Here is a 20,572-nt window from a genome sequence, read left to right on the forward strand (position 1 = left end):
TAAACAGATAGATAGTAAGGCCGGTTAATACGAATTGGCCTGTTTGCGGTCGATGGTAATCGTTTCTTCCTTGCCGTCTGGCCGGTGAATGTGCCACTTGATGAACTGTCCTTCGGTAGTGACGTTCATCGTGCTGCCCCGGCCGCCCATATCGGCGCCGAGGTAAAAGTCGATGGCCTGAACGGGACACTCTTTGACGCAGGATACACAGCCCCAACAGTCTTTGGGGTAATGCATCCAGGCCTTGCCGGCGTCGTTCATATCGATGAGGCTGCCCGGGCAGACGGACACACAGCGTTTGCAGCCGATGCAGCGGTCTTGATTAATGCGAATGCTCATAAAGAGTCCCTCCTGATACTAAGTCGCGGTACACCATGTGAATCTGACCGTCTTCATCCATGCGGGAATTGACGTATTTCAGCCATTCGTCCTTCTGGTCGGGATAGTCGAGGTTTTCGGCAAAGGAATGCCACCGCGTTTCCTTGCGGGCCCGGAGGTGGGCAATGAGGACTTTGCAGACCGTCAGCCGTTCCCGGAGTTCGTAGACGAAGAGCAGTTCATGGTAATCGCCGGCACCGACGCTGGTCGCCAGATCCGTGAGCTGGTCGATTTTTTCATCGGCCAGCGCCAGCTGTCGTTCATTGTACTGGTAATGGCTGCCGATGCCGCCGGCGTAGGTGTCCATGACTTTCTGCATGGCTTCTTCCAGTTCTTCGACGGTAAAGAAAGGCCGTTCTTCGCCGAGGAAGGCGTTGTATTCAGCCACCTTGTCGGCTAAGATCTGCCGTTCTTCGTCAGCCGTCAGTTCAAAACCTTCGGACAGGGCCGTTTCCACGATGTGCTTAGCGGCGATTTCCCCTTCGACGAGGGCACCGGTTACGTACTTCTGCGGGCAGCCGCCGGCGACGTCACCGGCAGCATAGAGGCCGTGAATCGTCGTCTGCCGATGGGTATCGACCCAGTAGCCGCTGGCCGTATGGCCGCCGACGACGTAAGGTTCGGTCCCTTCGATTTCGACGTTCTGCTGACTCGGCCGTTTCCCCGATTCAATCCACTTCAAGGTCTGGCTCGGTGCCATATTGAGGTAGGCTTTTAAGAGGGCTTCATCTTCGTCAGCCGTCAGCCCCTCTGTCTTGAGGTAGCACGGTCCCTTGCCGTCAAGGCTTTCCCGGACCGTACCGTAGAGGCGCTGAGACGTGGTCAGGCCGTATTTATCTTCATAGACTTCGCCTTTGGCGTTGATCTGCTTGGCGCCGACGCCTTGGGCGATGGTCCCCGTCGGGGCAATGGTATCCTTGCAGCGCAGGGCGATGAAGCGCATTTCAAAGGTCGTCATTTCAGCGCCGGCCCGGATGCCCATAGCGTAGCCTGCGCCCGTATTAAAGGGGCAGTACCACATCTTATGGCGGGAAAAGCCGGGGTTGTTGGGCCGATAGAGGCCGGCTGCACCGCCGGTGGCGCAGAGGACGGCCTTGGCCCGGATTTCATAGGCTGTACCGGTCCGGATATCGAAGCCTAAGGCTCCGGCAATGCGGTTGTCGCGGACGATGTAGTCGGTGATATTCAAGTGGTTGATGACCTGTACGCCGTCCAGTTTCTGTACGGCATCGGCTAAGATGGTCTTGATGTTTTCGCCGTTGATCTTGATGTTGCGCGGGCCGCGGGTGACGTATTCCCCCTGTTCGTCCTTCAAGATGACCAGGCCCAGTTCTTCGAGCTTTTTAGTGACTTCATTGAGGCCTTCCGACATGGTCAAAAGAAGGTCTTCGCGGACGATGCCGGCAGCGTCTTTTTTGGCGTAGTCCACATAGAACTGCGGCGTATGGCCCTTGGTGATATAGGCATTCAAGGCGTTGACACCGGCTGCCAGACAACCGCTGCGGCGAATGTCTGCCTTTTCGGCGATGACCACGGAAGCCTCTGACAGGCTCTTGAGGGTCAGGGCGGCGTAACAGCCGGCCGTGCCTCCGCCGATGATGAGGACATCGGTATGGATGATTTGCTCCTTGGTAATCTGCATGGTATAACTCCTTCGCTTAAATATAGAATATATCGCCGCCGCTCATGGCGCTGTTTTCTCGTAAATAGGTCTTATCGCCGTCGAGGACGTGGAGGCGGTAAATGAGGACCTGCACCGTTTCACCGACCTCAAGGGCCGGTGCATCAAAAGCGTATTCGCCGTGAACGAGGATATCTTTGATGCGAACGGTCACGTCGAGGCGGCTGCCCCGGAAGACGACGGCTTCGACGACGCCGTATTCCGCGGCGCTGGCGTAGCGCTTCATGGTCCCCTGTTTATAAATCTTGAGGAATTCCGGCCGGATGATGGCCTTTTTCGGGCCGCCGATGTTGACGAAGCCCGTGAGGATGCTGCAGTTATCGATGACGACAGGCGTCCCGATGAACTGGGCCACAAAAGGCGTCTCGGGCTTGCTGTAAATGTCGAAGGGCGTCCCGACCTGCTCGATTCGGCCGCGGTTGGTAATGATGATTTCATCGGCCACCTCGACGGCCTCATCCTGGTCGTGGGTGACGAAGAGGCTGGTAATGCCGACGCGGTGAATGGTCTCCTTCAGCCAGTTGCGAAGTTCCTGCCGCACTTTGGCATCAATGGCCGCAAAAGGTTCATCGAGGAGGAGGACCTGAGGCTTCGGCGCCAAGGCCCTGGCAAAGGCCACGCGCTGGCGCTGGCCGCCGGAAAGCTGGTTGGGATAGCGCCCTTCCATGCCGGCCAGGCCGACTAGGTCGATCATCTCCAGGACCCGTTCACGAATCTGTTTCTTCCCCATCCCCTGAATGGTAAGGCCGAAGGCGACGTTGTCAAAGACCGTCATATAGCGAAACAGGGCGTAGTTCTGAAAGACGAAGCCGATGCCCCGCTTGGCAGCAGGAATGTCATTGACTCGTTTGCCGTCGATGACGATGTCGCCGCTGTTAGGATTTTCAAGGCCCGCCAGCATGCGCAGGATCGTCGTCTTACCGCTGCCGCTGGGCCCCAAAAGGGCGACGAGCTTGCCCTTCTCGACGCCAAAGGAAACGTCCCGCGAGGCGTGGAAGGAGCCGTAATTTTTTTCAATATGCTTCATCTCGACGTACATGACATCACCTCCTATGATGGCTTGTGGAGCTTCGATTCAAAGAATACTCTCAGCAAGAGAACGCCGACGGCCAATAGCACCAATAAGGACGACACGGCAAAGGCTGCCGTAATGGCGTCGGCCGATCCCGACTGGTAGAGGGCATCGATTTCAAGGGGCAGGGTAAAGGTTTCGCCCCGCAGTTTCGACATGGCACTGACAGCACCGAATTCGCCGAGGGCCCGGGCCGAACAGAGGACGATGCCGTACAATAAGGCCCATTTGATCTGCGGCAGAGTTATGCGGAAGAAAATCGTCCTGCCCTTGGCCCCCATGAGGGCCGCCGCCTCTTCTTCATCGCGGCCGTTGGCGTGAAGGACTGGGATGATTTCCCGGAAGACGAAGGGAAAGGTGACGAAAATCGTCGCCAAGATGACGCCGGGAACGGCGAAGACGATTTGAATATCGGTCCCTAAATAGTCGTTCAGGACTTCAATCCACTGACCAATCCAGCCCATGCGGCCGAAGGTCATGATGAAGGCCAGGCCGGCAATGACCGGCGAGACAGAAAAAGGGATGTCGATGAGGGTCGTCAACAAGTGCTTTCCCCGGAAATCGAATTTTGCGATGGCCCAGGCGGCACAGAGGCCGAAGACGGTATTGACGGCGACGGCAATGACCGTGGCAATCAAAGTCAGGCGCAGGGCCGACAGGACGTAAGGCGTCGTAAGGGCTCTGACATAGAAGGCCCAGCCTTCGGCCAGAGAATTGACCAGGACCGAAATGAGGGGCACGATGAGCATGATGACGACGAAGACGACGCTGATGCTCAGTAAGAGTATTTCTGTCTTGCTGTGCTTCATGATTCCCCTCCTCTACTGAACGCGGCGAGCCTGCCAGACCTGAATCATATTGATGGAAAAGAGCATGGCAAAGGCGATGATAAGCATGACCAGGGCGATGGCCGTAGCACCGGCATAGTCGACATAATTGAGCTTCTGCATGATGACGTAGGACACGACCTGAGTATGATTGCGGGCACTGTTGCCGGCAATGTAGATGACACTGCCGTATTCACCGAGGCCCCTGGCAAAGGCCAGGCCGAAGCCGGTCAAGAGAGCCGGCCGCAGTTCGGGAAAGATAATGCGCCGGAAGATGGTGAACTTCGATGCGCCGAGCATACTGCCCGCCTCTTCATAGGTCGGATCCAAGTTTTCCAAGACCGGCTGAATGGAGCGGACGACAAAGGGTATGCCGACGAAGACCAGGGCGATGACCAGGCCGATATGGGTATAGGCAATGGAAATGCCGTACTGGGCGAAGAAGCTGCCGAAGAAGCCCGTATCGGCATAGAGCTTCGATAAGGTAATACCGGCAACGGCTGTCGGCAAGGCAAAGGGCAGCTCGATGACGCCGTTTAAGAGGGCCTTGCCGCGAAATTCATAGCGGACCAGGACCCAGGCTAAGATAAAGCCGAAGAACGAATTGATCAGCGCTGCCAAGAAGGAGCTGCCGATAGTCGTTATGAAGGCATTGCGAATGGCGCTGTTGGTGATGAGCTTAGCGTAGTCATTGGCCGTCAACTGAAAGGCGTGGCCTAAAATCGACATCAACGGGATGAGTATCAATAAGGACAGCATGGCTAAGGTCACGCCCATGGTCAGGCCAAAACCGGGAATAATTCGGTTTCGCCCGCCCGCCGGGTTTGAAAATGGATTCATCTGCATCCCTCCTTATTGACTGCCATCGACATCAGCCATGATTTTATCAAACATAGCATCATCGTCGAAGAATTTGACATAGGCTGCCTCCCAGCCGCCGAAGTCGCTGATGCGCGTCAACTTGACGTTAAGATCAAAGCGGTCGGCATAGCGCCGGAGAATATCCGGGTTGGACGGCCTGAAGTCGTTCTTGGCGGCCAGTTCCTGGCCTTCATCGGAATAGAGGTAGCGCAGGTATTCTTCAGCAGCCTGTTCGTGACCCTTGCGGCGAGCCAGCCGATCGACGACGGCTACACTGGGCTGAGCCAAGATGCTGATGCTGGGTACGACGAGTTCAAAGCGGCCGGGATATTCGCGCATCGTATAGAGCGCTTCGTTCTCCCAGGCAATGAGGACGTCTCCCTGCCCGTTTTCGACGAAGGTCGTCGTCGAGCCCCGGGCACCGGCGTCCATAACGGTGACATGACGGTAGAGGTCGGTCATGAAGGCCCGGGTCTTGATTTCATTCCCCCCGAAATGATCAAGGCCCCAACTCCAAGCGGCCAAAAAGTTCCAACAGGCACCGCCGCTGCTCTTAGGATCGGGCGTAATGACACTGACGCCGGATTTCGTCAAATCGTCCCAGTCGCGTATCCCCTTAGGATTCCCCTTGCGAACCAGAAAGACGATGGTCGACGTGTACGGCGCCGAATCATCAGGCAGTTCCTGCTGCCAGCCGGCGTGGATCAGTCCGGCCCGTTCTAAGCGCTCGACGTCATAGGCCAGGGCCAGGGTGACGACGTCAGCCCGGCTGCCTTCGATGACCGACCGGGCCTGACTGCCCGACCCGCCGTGAGACTGGACGATACGGATGTCCTTCCCGGTCTGCGCTTTATAATGCTTCTGAAAGGCTTCATTATATTCTTTATACAGTTCACGCGTTGGATCATACGAGACGTTGGTCAAGGTAAGCGTGTCCTCATCAGTTCCTCGACCGCAGCCGGCCAAGAGACCGGCCGCCGTGAGGACTGCCGTGACAGTCAGTACCGCTATGATTTTTTTGTGCTTCATATCTTTTCCCCCTCGATACCGACTGCAGGGCCTTACAGCCCTTCTTCAAATAATGACGTTGATAAATAGCGCTCGCCGCCGTCCGGCAGGAGGACGACGATGGTCTTGCCCTCATTTTCCGGACGCTTGGCGACGGTCAGAGCCGCCGCTAAGGACGCGCCTGACGAAATACCTACCAAGAGGCCGTCGGTCTTGGCCACTTCCCGGGCCTGTTCATAAGCAGCTTCGTTCGATACATCGATCACATCATCTACGAGTGACATATCGAGAACGCTGGGAATGAAGCCGGCGCCAATCCCCTGAATGGCGTGGGGCCCGGGCTTTCCGCCGCGAAGGACGGCCGAATCTTTCGGCTCGACGGCGACGATCTGCACGTCCCGGTTATGGCTTTTTAACCCCTCAGCCGTACCGGTAATGGTGCCGCCCGTCCCGACGGACGAAATGAAGATGTCGACGGTGCCGTCCGTATCGCGCCAGATTTCTTCGGCCGTCGTCGTCCGGTGGATGGCCGGATTGGCCGGATTGTCGAACTGCTGCGGAATGAAGGCATTGCCATAAGACTTTCGCAGTTCTTCGGCCTTGCCGATACTGCCGCGCATCCCCTCGATGCCCGGTGTCAGCACGACTTCAGCCCCCAAGGCCTTGACGATTTTCTGCCTTTCCAGGCTCATCGTGTCCGGCATGGTCAAGATCAGGTGCAGGCCCTTCACGGCGGCGGCCATGGCCAGGCCTATTCCGGTGTTGCCGCTCGTCGGTTCGATGATGACCGTATCCTTATCGATCTTGCCGGCTTGTATCCCGGCGTCGATCATGGCCACGGCCACTCGGTCCTTGACGCTGCCCAAGGGATTGAAGTATTCAAGCTTGGCCAGGACCCGGCCTTTGATGCCGTGTACCTCCTGCCAGCGAGTCAGCTCCAAGAGCGGCGTATGGCCGACCAGGTCGGTCACGTGTTTTGCGATATGCGCCATAAGATTCCTCCATATTGCCAAAAGAAAAGCGCCACCTGTGATAAGCAGATGGCGCAAGAAATAAACGTATGCCCATGACTTCATCTGCCAGGTAAAATCCTGCTGGAATTGGCACCTTACATGCGTAGGTTGCCGCAGCGTCGTCGGGCCAGTCCCTCGGCTGCTCTGGATGAATAGGTTCGTATTGTATTGTCCTATGACAGATGGCTGTACAATACGATTATATCGTACAACACATGATGGTCAAATTTTTTAAGTACCCCATGATGACATACCTCATTCTTATACAATGTATACAACAACGATTCGCTTGAAACGTTACTGGAATTGTACACTTTGTAAGGCTTCTTGTCAAGGTGTTTTATGAAAAAAATGAAATAAAAAGTTAAAATAACCTATAAAAAGCCCGTCACAGACCTTCATTAAAAAGTAAGGCGCATTTGATACCAAACGGCTCCGCCGTGTTCCGACGTACTGAGGCCTTCATTTTCAAAGCCGAATTTAGCATAATAATGCAAAAGTTTCTCCTTACAGGTCAGGACCAGTCCTTGGCGGCCTTCTTTGCGGGCGTCATCGATAGCTTTCGTGAGGAGTAATTCAGCATATCCGCGCTTCCGATAACTTGAAAGTGTGTTGACGCCGAATATCATCTGCCAGGCGCCCTTTTCATCGTGGAGCGACGCATCGCCATAGAGGTCATCGGTCAAATCTCGTTTATCCGTAACCATACCGTCGACGAAAGAAATCAGGGTTCCGTCGTCGCCAAAGAGCAGCCAAAAATGCCGGCCAAAGTAGGAAATACGGTCACGCAGCCGTTCTTCCGATGCAGCTTCGGCCGCTGGAAAACAAGCGGCTTCTACGGCGGCAACCGCCTTGAGATCGTCGAGAGTTGCCGTTCTGATATTCATACCATCGCTCCTTCCGTCACAGCCCGCCTGCCCCCTGCAGTCGGACCCGATGAAACGTATATTTCAACTATTATATCGTAAACGCCGAAAAAAAGCTACTAAGAAAACTCGCGGTGACACCGGCCTTTCTGAGTCTGCCGAGAGTCGAAGAGCCTTCCGAAAGATTCGAAAAACTGTTATTTTTACCGAAAAAAACGTATCAAGGCGGCAGATACAGCAAAGGACCTGCATGAAGGTTTCCCCCTCACACAAGTCCTTTTCAGCAGTCTTTATTACGTCTGTTACGCCTCAGTGTTCGTTTACACTGACACGACCTTCTTCCCTGGCTGCGTGATCGGCTGCCATGCGGCGGAGCCGTTTATTGCGCCGTACCTCAGCTTTCCGGTTCTTTTCCTTTATGTTGGCCACGACGGTCCTGGCCAGCCAGCCCATGAGACAGCCGGTCAAGAGGATTTTAACAGCCAGTAAATCCCAAGACGTGGACAAAAGCAGTGCCAAGACGACGAAGAAAGCCGTAACGAGCGTTTTAGTCATGAATCGATGCATCTCCCTGTAAACGTACATAAATAGCCTCAAATTGAATCTAATTATACACGCTTTTCAGGAATAAAACAAGCCGTAATCGCAGGGGCCACTTCCCTTGCGTAAAGGCTAAATTTGGGCAAAGAGTTTTTCTTTGGTCCGTTCGGCTTCAGCTTTGATCTTTTCGATGTCGAGTTTGGTAAACTCTTTGTTCCGCAGGAGGACTTCGCCGTTTACCAAGACCGTGTCGACGTCCATGCTGTTGGCACTGTAAGCCATGAGGCTGAGAGCGTCGTGTTTGGGGTACCAGTGGAGGCCTTCGCGGTCGACTAAGGTGATGTCGGCTTTGTAACCGGCTTCGAGTTTGCCGATATCGGTGTAGCCCAGGCATTTGGCCCCGCCTTCAGTCAGCATGTTGATGGCCGTTTCAGCCGGGATGACCGTCGGATCGAGGGTGTTGGCCTTATGGACTAAGGCAGCTAAATGCATTTCTTCGACGATGTCGAGGTTGTTGTTGCTCGAGGCGCCGTCCGTACCGAGGCCGACGGTGATGCCCTTTTTCAGCATCTTGGCAATGGGTGCAAAGCCGCTGGCCAGTTTCAGGTTGCTGCCCGGGTTGTGGGCGACGCGGACGTGTTTTTTCAGCATAATGTCCATATCGTCGTCATCGACCCAGACGCAGTGGGCGGCCAGGCAGCCCGTATCGAAGAGACCCAATTCGTTGAACCAGGCAATAGGCGATTTGCCGTACTGCTTCTTAATGTTTTCGACTTCGCCCTTCGTTTCCGACAGGTGGGTATGGATTTCAGCCCCTAATTCGTGGGCCAAGTCGACGACGCGGGAGAGGTATTCCGGCGTATTGGTGTAGGGCGCATGAGGTCCAAGCATGACCGTAATGCGGCCGTCCCCTTTTTTATGCCAGTCTAAAAAGAGCTGTTTATTTTCTTTGAGGGCCGTTTCGGCGCTGGGCGTAATGCCCGTCATGCCCCGGCTCAGGCAGGCCCGGATCCCCGACGCGTCGACGGCGCGGGCAACGTCGTCCATGAAGAAGTACATGTCGGCAAAGGACGTCGTGCCGCAGCGAATCATTTCGGCGATGCCGAGCATGGTCTGGGCGTAGACGACGTCACCGTCGAGTTTGTCTTCGGCCGGCCAGATTTTCTTCTGGAGCCAGTCCATGAGCTGCATGTCGTCAGCATAGCTGCGGAAGACGGTCATGGCGATGTGGTTATGGGTGTTGACGAAGCCCGGCAGGGCCAACATATGCCGGCCGTCGATGACTTCATCGTAATCCGACGCCTGGGGGTTTTCGGGAAAGCCCGTAATGACGGCGCCGTCGATGGCGATATTCTGGTCTTCTGTGACCTTGTGGTCCCGATAGAGGCCGACGTGCTGAATCAGTTTTTTCATCCTAGTCCGCTCCTATCAGTCGAGATTCAAGTATTTACGCTGTTCTTCGCTGAGGGTATCGATGGCGTAACCCATGGAAGCCAATTTAATCTTAGCAATGTCGTCGTCGATTTCATGGGGCAGGACGTAGACGTGGTTTTCCAGTTCCGTATGATGGTCGAGGATGTATTTGGCAGCCAGGGCCTGAACGGCAAAGGACAGGTCCATGATTTCAGCCGGATGGCCGTCACCGGCAGCCAGGTTAACCAGACGGCCTTCTGCCAAGAGGTTGACGACGTGGCCGTTGGGGAGTTCGTAGCCTTCGATGTTGTGGCGGGCTTCAAAGTGGCGGACTGAGAGGGCTTCCAATTCAGGACGGTTGATTTCAACGTCGAAGTGACCGGCATTGGCCAGGACGACGCCGTCTTTCATATTCTTCATGTGTTCGCCGCGGATGACGTCTTTATCGCCGGTCAAGGTGACGAAGATATCGCCGACTTTGGCAGCTTCAGCCATGGGCATGACTTCAAATCCGTCAAATACGGCTTCAATGGCTTTAATCGGGTCGACTTCGGTGACGATGACGTGAGCGCCGAGGCCTTTGGCACGCATAGCGCAGCCCTTGCCGCACCAGCCGTAGCCGGCGACGACGACTTTCTTGCCGACGACAGTCAGGTTGGTCGTGCGCATGATGCCGTCCCACGTCGACTGGCCCGTACCGTAGCGGTTGTCGAAGAGATATTTGCAGTACGAATCGTTGGCAGCAATCATGGGGAACTTCAGCTGGCCGGCTTTATCGAGACCGTGAAGGCGATTGACGCCGGTCGTCGTTTCTTCCGTGCCGCCCAGGAGATTTTCCATAGCGTCGCTCCGCGTCGTGTGGAGCAGATGGACCTGATCGCCGCCGTCATCGATGATGATGTCCGGCTTATGGTCGAGGGATTTATTGAGGAAATCGAAGTATTCTTCATCGGTCGCGCCGTACCAGGCATAGACCGTCAGGCCGTCTTCGACGAGGGCTGCGGCGACATCGTCCTGGGTCGACAAGGGGTTGCTGCCGGTGACGATGACCTTAGCGCCGGCCCGGTGGAGGACTTCGGCCAGGTATGCCGTCTTGGCTTCAAGATGGACGCTGACGCAGATGGTCTTTCCTTTAAAGGTCTGTTCGGCTTTTAATCGGTCACCAATTGCATTGAGGGCCGGCATGTGCCGGTCGACCCAGTTGATCTTTTCATGGCCGCTCTTAGCTAATTTGATATCGCGAATAATTGATTCCATACGGTTCATACCTCTTTCTATAATGAATTCTTTTCAAAAAATGCTTGTACGGCCGCCGTGTCGGGGCGGTCGATGACGCCCTTTTCGGTGACGATGGCCCGGATATTTTCATGGGGCGTCACGTCAAAGGCCGGATTGAATACCGGCGTATCGGAAAGGGCCGATGCAGCACCGCCAAAGGAGCGGACTTCGTCGTGATTCCGTTCTTCAATGGGAATCTGACTGCCGTCGGCAATGGACCGGTCAAAGGTCGACAGGGGCGCTGCAATGTACAGGGGGATGTCCAGGACCTTGGCCATGAGGGACAGGCCGTAAGTCCCGATTTTATTGGCCGTATCGCCGTTGGCGGCAATGCGGTCGGCACCGACGATGATGGCGTCGACGCCCTTCTCCTTCATCGTCCAGGCAGCCATGTTGTCCGTAATGAGGGTGACCGGAACACCGCCTGTCATGAGTTCAAAGGCTGTCAGCCGCGCTCCTTGGAGAAGGGGCCGCGTTTCATCGGCATAGACCATGGCGACTTTCCCGCGGCGATGGAGCTCGGTAATGATGCCGAGGGCCGTGCCGACGCCGGCTGTCGCCAGGGAACCGGCATTGCAGTGCGTCAGGAGAGTCAAGGGACGATCCCCTTTCCCGATTTCATCGGCACCCCAGCCGGCCATGGCCGTATTGATAGCCACATCGTCGGCATGGATGGCCTTGGCCCTTTCTTCCAATATCCCGACGAGGACCTCAGGACTTTCGCCGCCGTGATGTTTTGCGCAGGCCATCATCTGTTCCAAGGCCCAGTGAAGGTTGACTGCCGTCGGCCGGGCCCCGTCAAGGGCCGTGCAAATATCCTGAAGGGCCGTCAAAAAGGGCTTGTCCCCCTGCCCTTCACAGAGAGATTGGGCGCCTAAGACGACGCCGTAAGCTGCGGCGACGCCGATGGCCGGAGCACCGCGGACGGCCAGGACGGAAATGGCCTTATGGACGTCCTGCCAGGTCGTACAGGTCAGGTAGGTTTCGGTAAAGGGCAGGACCGTCTGATTGAGGAGATAGAGGGTCCCCTTTTCCCAGCGCAAGGTTTCCATTATACCGTAAAACCTCCGTAAGCCTGGAGCGTGTGGTGGCAGGCACAGTCGTCGTCATCGGGATAATTTTCGATGCTCTTTAAAATGAGCTGGCGCAGACGCAGGGAGCTTTTGGCCATGGCATCGACGACTTCTTCATGAGTCAGGGGCTTGTCGGAAATGCCGGCGGCAAAGTTGGTGACCATGGAGACCGTGGCGTAGCAGATTTCCGCTTCCCGGGCCAGGCAGACTTCGGGAACGTTGGTCATGCCGACGATATCGCCGCCGAGTTTTTGGAACATGCGGATTTCAGCCGGCGTTTCAAAGCGCGGCCCTTCGGTGCAGACATAGGTACCCTTATCATGAAGGCGGCAGTCCCCCAGTTCAGCAGCGGCCGCTACGACGTGACGACGCAGGGTCGGGCAGTAGGGCTCGGTCATGTCGACGTGGACGACGCCGTTGGCTCCGCCGTCGAAAAAGGACGTGTGACGGCTCTTGGTAAAGTCGATGAACTGGTCGGGCAGGACGAAATCGCCGGGCTTTTGATCCGGATTCATGGAGCCTACGGCCGTCGTCGCCAAGATGGCCGTAACGCCGAGGCGCTTCAGGCCGAGGATGTTGGCCCGATAGTTGATGAGGTGCGGCGGAATGGAATGCATCCGGCCGTGACGGGCTAAAAAGATGAGGTCCCGATTTTGATAGGTTCCCTTCCAATAACGAATGCTCCCGTAATAGGTGTCCATGTATCCTTCGCGGACGTTGGACAAAATCTTCGGGTCACAGACGCCGGTACCGCCGATGATGGCAATGAGTCCCATGATAAAACCTCCCTTTATAAATTGAAGATCAATGCGTATCTGTCCCTGCCTTTTCGTACAAGGCAGCTAATTCGTCGTGGGACAGGGTATACTTGGCGCCGCAGTAGTGGCAGGTCATTTCAACCTGGGGATCCTGCAAGAGGGATTCTTTGTCTTCCGGGCGCAGGGATAACAAGGCACTTTCAAAGCGCTGGCGTGAGCAGGTGCAGCGCCAGTAGAGATGCTGACGGTACAATTCTTTATAATGCATACCGCCGAGGATGATGTCAATCAGGCCTTCTCCCTTAGGATGATCCTTGAGGTAGGTCGTCAAGGCGCCGACCTGGGTGATATTGGCTTCGACGCGGGCCAAGTCTTCGTCTTTAGCACCGGGCAGGGCCTGGACGAGGAAGCCGCCGGCAGCGGCAATGGTGTAATCCCTGTCGACGAGGACGCCTAAGTTGATCGTCGACGGCACCTGTTCCGACGTATAGAGATAATAGGCAATGTCTTCGGCAATTTCACCGGATACGAGGTCGGCCTGGCTGGTATAGGTCGTCGTCTTGGGCGTAAAGCGGGTCACGGTCAGTTGGCCGTTTCGTCCGACAGCAGCCGAGACGTCGAGTTTGCCGTTCGGTTTTAATGGCAGATCTATTGTCGGATTATCGACGTAGCCGCGAAGCTTATTGGTATCGAAGCAGTCGGCATGGACGGCGCCTAAGGGACCGTCGCCGGCAATCTTGATGGATACGCCTTCATGGTTCTTATAGTCCCCGGCGAGAAGGGCTGCACCGGTCATGGTCCGGCCAAGAGCGGCACAGGCCACGGGCGATAAGTTGTGGCTCTGGCGGGCTTTTTCCACGATGCCTGCCGTAAAGGCGATGGACACGCGAATGGCCTCATCTGATGTATAGTGAATAATTTGATTGTCTCTGATCATAATCGATTCTATCCTTTCTCTACAAATCCAATCCTTATTATACAACATCTGTCCACCCCTAGCCAGTAGTGCCCCGAAAAAGGTCGCCCTCCCGGCCGAGGCCTGCTGCCGACCCCTTTCCTTTTATTCAATTATGTTATTTAAAATTGATAAAGTCTTTCATCAGTCCCGGCAGGAATTTGCCTCCTCCGTCCCGAATATTATTAGGAAGCAGTCAAGAAGGAGTGATATCTGTGAATACGGAAAAGAAAACGGTCCCTGCATTACAGGAAACCTATACGGACGATGTCAAAGAAATGGCCCTCTGCCAGTCAGCTCCGACGCCGGAAGATGACGACCCGGAAGCGCCTTATATGGCATCGGACATGTATCAGCGCATCGTCGCCCTGATCAACAACTTTGAATCGGAACTCCCCGATACGATGCAGGCCGGCGGCCGCCTGGTCTCAGCCGGCGACATTACCTTCAGCATTCAGGATATCGGCTACTGGGACCCGAATATGATCGTCTTTTACGGCGAGCTCTCCGACGGCTCGGCCGTCGAACTGGTCCAGCACCTGTCCCAGCTCAACCTGCTCTTGGTGGCTGTCCCCCGAAAGGATGACGTCAAACAACCGCGCCGGGTCATCGGCTTTACCCAAAAAGCAGAACCGGACATCATACACGATTCAGACGATTGATTACTATTACGAAAGGATATGCTTAATGAAACACGAACTTCCCTATTTCCACATCGGTGCTGCCTACGGCGGCAATCAGGACTGGCTCACAGACCGCATGATGAACCTCGGCGGCTGCGCTGCCGTAACGGCCTGCGATTCGTCGATTTATTTCACCCTCTATAAAGACGCGAAAGGTCTTTATCCCTACGATGCCGATGAGGTCAGCCGGAAGGATTATATTGCCTTTACGGACGTGATGAAGCCTTATCTCCGTCCGCGCTGGGGCGGCATCGACCGCCTCGACATCTATATGGACGGCATGGGCCGATTTCTCGCCGACCGCGGCGAAACCGACATCGCCATGGACCCTTGGTCCGGCGACAAGACGGCCGAGGAAACGAAAGAAGTCATCAAGGCTCAAATCGACGGCGGCTGGCCCATTCCCCACCTCGTCCTGCACCATGCCAACCCTAATTTCAAGTTCTACGACTGGCACTGGTTCTTACTGACGGGCTACACCGAATTCGACGGCGACTTCATGGTCAAAGCCGTCACCTACGGTTCCTGGCGCTGGCTCGACTTCAACGGCCTGTGGAATACGGGGCACCGCAAAAAAGGCGGCCTCATCCTCTTCCGTCGCCCGTAAGCCCCCATCCTGCCAGACATGCAAAAATGCTCCGATTATCTCTCGCTGCTGCGACGGATAACCGGAGCGTTTTTTTATTTCATGAAATCGGCTGTCCGAAGCCACTGACGAACGGCATCGGGCGCTTCGTCCATATCACTGTGGTGGAGGACAAAACCTTCGTAGACGGCAGCGTCCGGCTCCAAATAAGCAATGTCTTCGACGGTATCGGCAAAATCGCTGTCACCAGACGAGGCGACGGCGTACACCGTCTTGCCGGACAAATCAGTCTCGGTCAGGAAGGACTCGACCGGTTCCGGCAGGGCATCCCACCAAATGGGATACACCAGGACGACCGTATCGTAGCCGCTCATATCTCCGACATGACTTTTCAGCTCCCGCCCTTCACGACGGACGGTATCGGACTTTTCATCGCGGATCAGGGCATCGTAGTCCGCGGAATAAGGCTTGGCAGAGAGAATCGAAAAGACGTCACCGCCGGTCTCCTTGGCGATTTCATTGGCAATGACGGCATCATTTCCGATGATTTCACCGTCTTTGACATTGAGGCTGGCCGAGGCCATGACGTCGTATTCCGTCGAATGAATCTCTTTGGCGTCCGTATTGTCAGGATAGGTAAAGTAAGCAATGAGTACGCGTCGGGGATTTCCCTGACCGTTATGGACGACAGCCGTCGACACGGGCTGCTTTTCAGTTTGGGCAAGGGTCTCCCGGTGGGTATCGTTATCGGTCCGAGCCGGCCCCCTGGCACAAGCCGAAAGGATGAGCATCAAAACGAGGGTTCCCACGAGGACTGCAGCGCGTTTTACCATAGAAATATCTCCTATCATCGAATATCGTATCTATAATTTATATTATACGATAGTAAGATTCCCTTGTAAAATAACAGTCCGTGCAGCTGTGGCTCTTGCCAGTGCAAAAAAGGCCTGCACCAAAGGATGCAGGCCTTTATAAAAAACTAAGAACGCTTGATGTGGAACCAGGCGGCATACATCGTCGGCAGGACCAAGAGGGTCAGGACGGTGGCCACCAGGAGACCGCTGGCAATGGCCACGGCCATGGGGCCCCAAAAGACGCTGGTCATCAAGGGGACCATGCCTAAGATAGCCGCCGCTGCCGTCAGCATGATAGGCCGGAAGCGCAGGACCGCCGAATCGATGACGGCATGCCAGGGATCTTCCCCGTCGGCCATGTGCTTTTCGATCTGGTCGAGGAGGATGATGGAATTGCGGATGATGATGCCCCCTAAGGCCAGGATGCCGAGGTAGGCGACGAAGCCCAAGGACTGTCTGAAGATCAGCATCCCCAGGGAGACGCCGATGAGGCCCATGGGCGCCGTCACTAAGGTCAGCCCCATGAGGGGCAGGCTCCGGAGCTGGAACATGAGCAGGGTCATGATGATAATGATCATGACCGGCACCGGTCCTAAGAGGTATTTCAAGGATTTTTCACTGTTTTCCAGGGAACCGTCGACTTCGACGTCGTAGCCAAAGGGCATATTTTCACGGATATCGGCAATGGAATCGTAAGCCTTTTGCGTCGCATCATCGGCTGTTCCCGACTTGATGCCGCCGTTAATCGTAACGGTGGGCTTCAGGTTGCGGCGCCAAATGAGGCCGTCTTCGCCCTGATAGGAAATGCGGGCGATCTGTTCCAAAGGAACGTAGCCGGCTTGGCCGACGTAGACCGGCAGGCTCTTGACAGCCGAGAGATCTTTGCGGTCCTTATCGTCGAGGCGGAGCTGGATGTCGATGGTCTTATCCGGTGCATAGTACTGCGCCACCGTCGCCCCGGACAGTTCCGTATACAAGGTCTGGGCAATGTCCTGTCCGGAAACGCCCATGGCCCTCAGTTTATCCTGGTCGAGCTCGACGTGCATGACCTTGTCCTTCTGATTCCAGTTAAGGAAGACATTTTCCGTATTCGGGTCTTTGGAGATGCGGTCGGCAATTTCCTGGGCATAGGCTTTGACCTTATCCTTGTCGTAGCCCGAGACGCGCAGCATGATGGGATAATCCGACGGCGGCCCCAGGGAGATGTGCTTAATATTGCTGCGGACGTTGGGGAATTTGTCAGCCAACTCCGTCTTCAGCGACGCCGCCAGGGCTTCCCGAGATTCCGTATCCTTGGCGACGACGACGAACTGAGCGTAATTATCGGCCGGAAGGACAGGCTCGACGGTCAGGACGAACCGCGGTGCCCCCTGCCCGACGTGGTAGGAGTAATTCTTCAGCTTATCCTGCTGGCCGTCGAGGTACTGGGCCAGGCGGGATGCTTCCTTCTGAGTCGCCTCCATGGACGAGCCTTCGGGCAGGGTCATTTCAACGATCAGTTCCGGCCGCAGGGACGGCGGGAAAAATTCTTTCGGGATGAAATAAATCAACCCGGCAGAAATGACGAAAGCCGCTGCCGTCCCGCTGATGACCACTTTTCGGTGGGTCAGGCACCAGGTCAGTACCTTCCTGAAAAAGACGTAGAACCGGCTGGTGTAGAGCTTTTTGGGTTCGTCTCCCTCCCGCTGTTTGGGCTTGATGAGGTAATAGCCGAAGAGGGGCGCTACCATGACCGACACGATCCACGACAGGACCAACGCCGCCGTGATGACCGGAAACAGGGCTTTACAAAATTCAGCGGCAGCACCGTCGGAAAAAGCGACGGGAATGAAGCCAGCGCAGGTAATGAGGGTCCCGGTCAGCATCGGTTTAGCCGTAGCCCGGAAAGCGTAGCAGGCGGCGTCGATGCGGCTCCTCCCCTTTTCAAGCTGAACGGTCATCATTTCGACGGCGATGATGGCGTCGTCGACGAGGAGGCCCAAGGCGATGATCAGGGCCCCTAAGGAAACCTTATGAAGGTCGATGCCGGCTATTTCCATGATGCAGAAAACGCCCGTCAGGACTAAGGGAATGCAGAAGGCGACGACCAGGCCCGTCCGCAGCCCCAGGGTGATGAAGCTGACGACAAGGACGATGGCAATGGCTTCCCACAGGGTTTCCGTAAAGTCACTGATCGATTCCTTTACGATTTGCGGCTGGTCCGACACCTGGTCCAGTTCCATGCCGGCCGGCAAATCGGTTTTGACGCTGGCTTCGAGCTTTTTCAGATTTTCGCCGAGCTTTAAATTATTGCCGCCGTCCTTCATGGCCAGGGCGATGCCGACGGCAGGCTTGCCGTTATAGAACATCTTGGGGTCGGCCGGTTCGGTGTAGCGCCGTTCGACGGTTGCGATGTCGCCTAAGCGGAAGACGCGGCCGTTGGCATTGATGGGCAGATTGCGGATGCCTTCGACGTCTTTAAAGACACCGGACAGGCGCAGGTAGACGTTGTCCGACTCGGTGCTCACCATGCCGGCCGGCGTCATGTCATTCTGGCCTTTGACGGCATTGGCAATGACCGTCGGCGGGATGCCTAATTCGGCCAGTTTGGCGTTGGCCACTTCAATATAGATCTTTTCCGACTGTTCGCCGACGAGTTCGACCTTACTGACGTCGTCGACGTTCATCATCATGCGGCGTATCTTTTCGGCTTTCTGCCGCAGTTCTTCATAGGAATAGCCGTCGCCCGTGAGGACATAGATAGAGCCGAAGACGTCGTCGAAACGATCGTCATAATAAGGGCCGTAGACACCGTCGGGCAATTCACGCTTGACGTCTTCCGTCAAATTGCGGACTTCGTGCCACGTGTCGCGGATGCTGCTTTGCGGCGCCTGATCGTCTAAATTGACGTAAATGACCGATTGCCCGGGACGAGAATAGCTCTTGAGGTAATCGAGATGCGGCGTGTCCTGGAGCTTCTTTTCAATCTTATCGGTCACCTGTTCTTCCATCTGCTCTGCCGTGGCTCCCGGCCAGGCGACGGTGACGATCATGGTCCGCACGGTATACGTCGGGTCTTCCATGCGGCCGAGCTTGACGTAGGAAAAGACGCCGGCAATGGCCACGAGGATGATGAAATACCAGACTAAGGCCCGGTTACGGAGGGATACTTCTGATAAGTTTCTCATGTATCTGCCCCCTCAGTGCGGACTTTTTCGCCGGCCCGGAGTTTATGGACGCCGGCCGTGACGACGACATCGCCCTTGTGAAGGCCTGTGACCTTGACGCTGTTGTCGCCAAAGGTTTCGACGGACACATTTTGAAGGGTCAAGGTCTTATCCTTGCCGACAACCCAGACCTGAGGCGTACTGCCCGTCTGATAGATGGCCGATAAGGGCAGGACGACCGCATCGGCAGCAGCCTGTTCTTCGCCCGCATTGGCAACGGAAGCCGTCATGCCCAGCTGCAGTCCCTGGGGCGGATTGGGCAGGGCAATATTGACTTCATAAGTCCGCGACACGGGATCGGCCATAGGCGCCACTTCACGGACAACGCCGGAGACGTTTTGATTCTGAAGAGCCCAAAAGGAGACGGCCACGGCCTTGCCGACGGGAAAGTCGGCTAATTTATTTTCCGGTACGTTAATGGTTACTTCTAAGTCGCCGTCATGGACCAAGGTCACGACGGGCTGGCCGGCCGGAACGACTTGCCCCACTTCGGCGCTGACCGCGGCAATGACGCCGTCGGCATCGGCTGTGAGCTGGGTATAGGCCAGCTGGTTAGCCTGAGCCTGCTGGCCGGCTTGGGCCTGATTATACTGGGCAGCTGCCCGGTCATAAGCCGTCTGGAACTGATCGAGGTCAGCGGCACTGACGGCATCGGAACTGTAGAGTTCCTTGTAGCGCTTTAAATTGGCCTCCGCCAGTTGGAGCTGGGCCGCTGCCGCATCGACTTGGGCCTGAGACTGGTTGACGGCCTGCATGACGTCTTTCGGATCGATGCTCATCAAGACGTCGCCGGCCTTGACCCGCGTGCCGAGCTGGACGTTTCGCGCCGTAATCCGGCCGCCGGCCTGAAAGGACAGTTTGCTTTCATACCGCCCTTTGACCGTTCCCGAATAGGTACCGGCCGTACTGTCGCTGCGCTGCCCCACCGTCATCGTCTTTACCAATTGATCCGGTTCGGCAGCCGTTTGGTCACTGCCGCAGCCGCCCAGGATAAGAGCACTTACGATGGCTCCGGCCATAAAAACGGCCTGTATCTTCTTTCCCTTCCTCATGGTATATCCCCCTCTTTCTGTAAATCGGTCACATCGGCTTCCGCTGCCCGCTCGGCGATGGTGTGCATCATCAAAAACAGCTCGTCAAGCTTTTCTTCTTCAAAGCCTGCGACGAGATGCTCAATCCAAGCCTGTAAAATGGCCTCCAGCTTCGGCTGAAGATCCCACCCCTTAGGCGTCACATAGATGAATTTGAAGCGCCGGTCCCCGTCTTTTTGGCGGCGGCAGACGTAGCCCTTCGCTTCCAAGGTCTTCAGGCTGCGGGCAATCAGCGCCTTGTCGGCTTTAAGGGCCTTGCAGAGCTCATTTTGGCGGCAGCCGTCATAGTCGTACAGTTCCATGAGCGGCACATATTCCGAATAAGACAGGCCCCAAGGCTGACAGGCCTCGGTAATGTAAGCCTGCGACCGGCGGTTGATAATGCCGAAATCGTGACCGGCATATAGGTAATTCATCTCGTTATCCTCC

At 55.9% G+C, this 20,572-nt stretch carries 20 protein-coding genes and 1 riboswitch; of the genes, 2 read left to right on the forward strand and 18 right to left on the reverse strand.

Annotated features, from left to right (window positions below):
- Nucleotides 1-24: 24 nt before the first annotated feature.
- From QZQ46_RS03520 to hslO, 14 genes are all read right to left on the reverse strand, one after another.
- The gene (locus tag QZQ46_RS03520) at nt 25-339 is read right to left on the reverse strand and encodes a ferredoxin family protein (protein WP_296826865.1); all 315 of its coding nucleotides are present in this window, start codon (nt 337-339) and stop codon (nt 25-27) included.
- Nucleotides 323-2,020, reverse strand: coding sequence for an adenylyl-sulfate reductase subunit alpha (locus QZQ46_RS03525; protein ID WP_296826866.1), 1,698 nt, complete (start codon nt 2,018-2,020; stop codon nt 323-325). The genes QZQ46_RS03520 and QZQ46_RS03525 overlap by 17 nt, the downstream gene beginning before the upstream one ends.
- A 16-nt stretch (nt 2,021-2,036) precedes the next feature.
- Entirely contained in the window at nt 2,037-3,098 is a 1,062-nt protein-coding gene (locus QZQ46_RS03530) for a sulfate/molybdate ABC transporter ATP-binding protein (protein ID WP_296826867.1), read from the reverse strand.
- An 11-nt stretch (nt 3,099-3,109) separates the two neighbouring features.
- The gene (locus QZQ46_RS03535) at nt 3,110-3,940 is read right to left on the reverse strand and encodes a sulfate ABC transporter permease (protein WP_296826868.1); all 831 of its coding nucleotides are present in this window, start codon (nt 3,938-3,940) and stop codon (nt 3,110-3,112) included.
- Nucleotides 3,941-3,952: 12 nt separating this feature from the next.
- Nucleotides 3,953-4,798 carry a sulfate ABC transporter permease subunit CysT gene (gene cysT, locus QZQ46_RS03540; RefSeq protein ID WP_296826869.1) on the reverse strand — a complete coding sequence of 282 codons (846 nt, stop codon included), beginning with the start codon at nt 4,796-4,798 and terminating at the stop codon, nt 3,953-3,955.
- A 12-nt stretch (nt 4,799-4,810) separates the two neighbouring features.
- Nucleotides 4,811-5,848, reverse strand: coding sequence for a sulfate ABC transporter substrate-binding protein (locus tag QZQ46_RS03545; protein ID WP_296826870.1), 1,038 nt, complete (start codon nt 5,846-5,848; stop codon nt 4,811-4,813).
- 32 nt (nt 5,849-5,880) lie between these two features.
- A complete protein-coding gene (gene cysK / locus QZQ46_RS03550; protein ID WP_296826871.1) occupies nt 5,881-6,819 on the reverse strand; it encodes a cysteine synthase A in 939 nt (312 codons plus the stop codon).
- Between the two features lie 77 nt (nt 6,820-6,896).
- Nucleotides 6,897-6,995: riboswitch (SAM riboswitch) on the reverse strand.
- A gap of 246 nt (nt 6,996-7,241) precedes the next feature.
- Nucleotides 7,242-7,727: a GNAT family N-acetyltransferase gene (locus QZQ46_RS03555; protein ID WP_296826872.1), complete on the reverse strand. Its 486-nt coding sequence runs from the start codon at nt 7,725-7,727 to the stop codon at nt 7,242-7,244.
- Between the two features lie 288 nt (nt 7,728-8,015).
- Nucleotides 8,016-8,261, reverse strand: a complete 246-nt coding sequence (locus tag QZQ46_RS03560) for a hypothetical protein (RefSeq protein ID WP_296826873.1) — start codon at nt 8,259-8,261, stop codon at nt 8,016-8,018.
- A gap of 117 nt (nt 8,262-8,378) precedes the next feature.
- Entirely contained in the window at nt 8,379-9,659 is a 1,281-nt protein-coding gene (locus QZQ46_RS03565) for an amidohydrolase (protein ID WP_296826875.1), read from the reverse strand.
- A 15-nt stretch (nt 9,660-9,674) separates the two neighbouring features.
- Nucleotides 9,675-10,916: an adenosylhomocysteinase gene (locus tag QZQ46_RS03570; protein WP_296826877.1), complete on the reverse strand. Its 1,242-nt coding sequence runs from the start codon at nt 10,914-10,916 to the stop codon at nt 9,675-9,677.
- Between the two features lie 17 nt (nt 10,917-10,933).
- Nucleotides 10,934-11,989 carry an S-methyl-5-thioribose-1-phosphate isomerase gene (gene mtnA, locus QZQ46_RS03575; RefSeq protein ID WP_296826879.1) on the reverse strand — a complete coding sequence of 352 codons (1,056 nt, stop codon included), beginning with the start codon at nt 11,987-11,989 and terminating at the stop codon, nt 10,934-10,936.
- The gene (mtnP, locus tag QZQ46_RS03580) at nt 11,989-12,786 is read right to left on the reverse strand and encodes an S-methyl-5'-thioadenosine phosphorylase (RefSeq protein ID WP_296826881.1); all 798 of its coding nucleotides are present in this window, start codon (nt 12,784-12,786) and stop codon (nt 11,989-11,991) included. The genes mtnA and mtnP overlap by 1 nt, the downstream gene beginning before the upstream one ends.
- Before the next feature lie 28 nt (nt 12,787-12,814).
- The gene (gene hslO, locus QZQ46_RS03585) at nt 12,815-13,705 is read right to left on the reverse strand and encodes an Hsp33 family molecular chaperone HslO (protein ID WP_296826883.1); all 891 of its coding nucleotides are present in this window, start codon (nt 13,703-13,705) and stop codon (nt 12,815-12,817) included.
- Between the two features lie 233 nt (nt 13,706-13,938).
- Here hslO and QZQ46_RS03590 point away from each other — a divergent pair, with 233 nt between their 5' ends.
- The gene (locus QZQ46_RS03590) at nt 13,939-14,385 is read left to right on the forward strand and encodes a DUF6173 family protein (RefSeq protein ID WP_296826885.1); all 447 of its coding nucleotides are present in this window, start codon (nt 13,939-13,941) and stop codon (nt 14,383-14,385) included.
- Nucleotides 14,386-14,410: 25 nt separating this feature from the next.
- Nucleotides 14,411-15,013, forward strand: a complete 603-nt coding sequence (locus QZQ46_RS03595) for a hypothetical protein (RefSeq protein ID WP_296826887.1) — start codon at nt 14,411-14,413, stop codon at nt 15,011-15,013.
- A 74-nt stretch (nt 15,014-15,087) separates the two neighbouring features.
- Here QZQ46_RS03595 and QZQ46_RS03600 read toward each other — a convergent pair whose 3' ends face one another.
- From QZQ46_RS03600 to QZQ46_RS03615, 4 genes are all read right to left on the reverse strand, one after another.
- Nucleotides 15,088-15,825: a flavodoxin gene (locus tag QZQ46_RS03600; protein ID WP_296826889.1), complete on the reverse strand. Its 738-nt coding sequence runs from the start codon at nt 15,823-15,825 to the stop codon at nt 15,088-15,090.
- A gap of 146 nt (nt 15,826-15,971) precedes the next feature.
- Entirely contained in the window at nt 15,972-19,013 is a 3,042-nt protein-coding gene (locus QZQ46_RS03605) for an efflux RND transporter permease subunit (protein WP_296826892.1), read from the reverse strand.
- Nucleotides 19,010-20,104: an efflux RND transporter periplasmic adaptor subunit gene (locus tag QZQ46_RS03610; protein WP_296826894.1), complete on the reverse strand. Its 1,095-nt coding sequence runs from the start codon at nt 20,102-20,104 to the stop codon at nt 19,010-19,012. The genes QZQ46_RS03605 and QZQ46_RS03610 overlap by 4 nt, the downstream gene beginning before the upstream one ends.
- On the reverse strand, nt 20,101-20,559 hold the full coding sequence (locus tag QZQ46_RS03615; protein ID WP_296826896.1) for a MarR family winged helix-turn-helix transcriptional regulator: 459 nt from the start codon (nt 20,557-20,559) through the stop codon (nt 20,101-20,103). The genes QZQ46_RS03610 and QZQ46_RS03615 overlap by 4 nt, the downstream gene beginning before the upstream one ends.
- Between the last annotated feature and the right edge of the window lie 13 nt (nt 20,560-20,572).

It is taken from the genome of uncultured Megasphaera sp. (assembly GCF_900539295.1).
Taxonomy (GTDB): domain Bacteria; phylum Bacillota; class Negativicutes; order Veillonellales; family Megasphaeraceae; genus Megasphaera.

Excerpts from the sequence above, each read along its gene's own strand:
- QZQ46_RS03555 (WP_296826872.1), bottom strand. The coding sequence starts at position 7,727 with ATGAATATCAGAACGGCAACTCTCGACGATCTCAAGGCGGTTGCCGCC.
- hslO (WP_296826883.1), bottom strand. The coding sequence starts at position 13,705 with ATGATCAGAGACAATCAAATTATTCACTATACATCAGATGAGGCCATT.
- mtnP (WP_296826881.1), bottom strand. The coding sequence starts at position 12,786 with ATGGGACTCATTGCCATCATCGGCGGTACCGGCGTCTGTGACCCGAAG.
- QZQ46_RS03600 (WP_296826889.1), bottom strand. The coding sequence starts at position 15,825 with ATGGTAAAACGCGCTGCAGTCCTCGTGGGAACCCTCGTTTTGATGCTC.
- QZQ46_RS03520 (WP_296826865.1), bottom strand. The coding sequence starts at position 339 with ATGAGCATTCGCATTAATCAAGACCGCTGCATCGGCTGCAAACGCTGT.
- mtnA (WP_296826879.1), bottom strand. The coding sequence starts at position 11,989 with ATGGAAACCTTGCGCTGGGAAAAGGGGACCCTCTATCTCCTCAATCAG.
- QZQ46_RS03605 (WP_296826892.1), bottom strand. The coding sequence starts at position 19,013 with ATGAGAAACTTATCAGAAGTATCCCTCCGTAACCGGGCCTTAGTCTGG.
- QZQ46_RS03525 (WP_296826866.1), bottom strand. The coding sequence starts at position 2,020 with ATGCAGATTACCAAGGAGCAAATCATCCATACCGATGTCCTCATCATC.
- QZQ46_RS03615 (WP_296826896.1), bottom strand. The coding sequence starts at position 20,559 with ATGAATTACCTATATGCCGGTCACGATTTCGGCATTATCAACCGCCGG.
- QZQ46_RS03530 (WP_296826867.1), bottom strand. The coding sequence starts at position 3,098 with ATGTACGTCGAGATGAAGCATATTGAAAAAAATTACGGCTCCTTCCAC.
- QZQ46_RS03535 (WP_296826868.1), bottom strand. The coding sequence starts at position 3,940 with ATGAAGCACAGCAAGACAGAAATACTCTTACTGAGCATCAGCGTCGTC.
- QZQ46_RS03560 (WP_296826873.1), bottom strand. The coding sequence starts at position 8,261 with ATGACTAAAACGCTCGTTACGGCTTTCTTCGTCGTCTTGGCACTGCTT.
- cysK (WP_296826871.1), bottom strand. The coding sequence starts at position 6,819 with ATGGCGCATATCGCAAAACACGTGACCGACCTGGTCGGCCATACGCCG.
- QZQ46_RS03545 (WP_296826870.1), bottom strand. The coding sequence starts at position 5,848 with ATGAAGCACAAAAAAATCATAGCGGTACTGACTGTCACGGCAGTCCTC.
- QZQ46_RS03610 (WP_296826894.1), bottom strand. The coding sequence starts at position 20,104 with ATGAGGAAGGGAAAGAAGATACAGGCCGTTTTTATGGCCGGAGCCATC.
- QZQ46_RS03565 (WP_296826875.1), bottom strand. The coding sequence starts at position 9,659 with ATGAAAAAACTGATTCAGCACGTCGGCCTCTATCGGGACCACAAGGTC.
- QZQ46_RS03570 (WP_296826877.1), bottom strand. The coding sequence starts at position 10,916 with ATGGAATCAATTATTCGCGATATCAAATTAGCTAAGAGCGGCCATGAA.
- cysT (WP_296826869.1), bottom strand. The coding sequence starts at position 4,798 with ATGAATCCATTTTCAAACCCGGCGGGCGGGCGAAACCGAATTATTCCC.
- QZQ46_RS03595 (WP_296826887.1), top strand. The coding sequence starts at position 14,411 with ATGAAACACGAACTTCCCTATTTCCACATCGGTGCTGCCTACGGCGGC.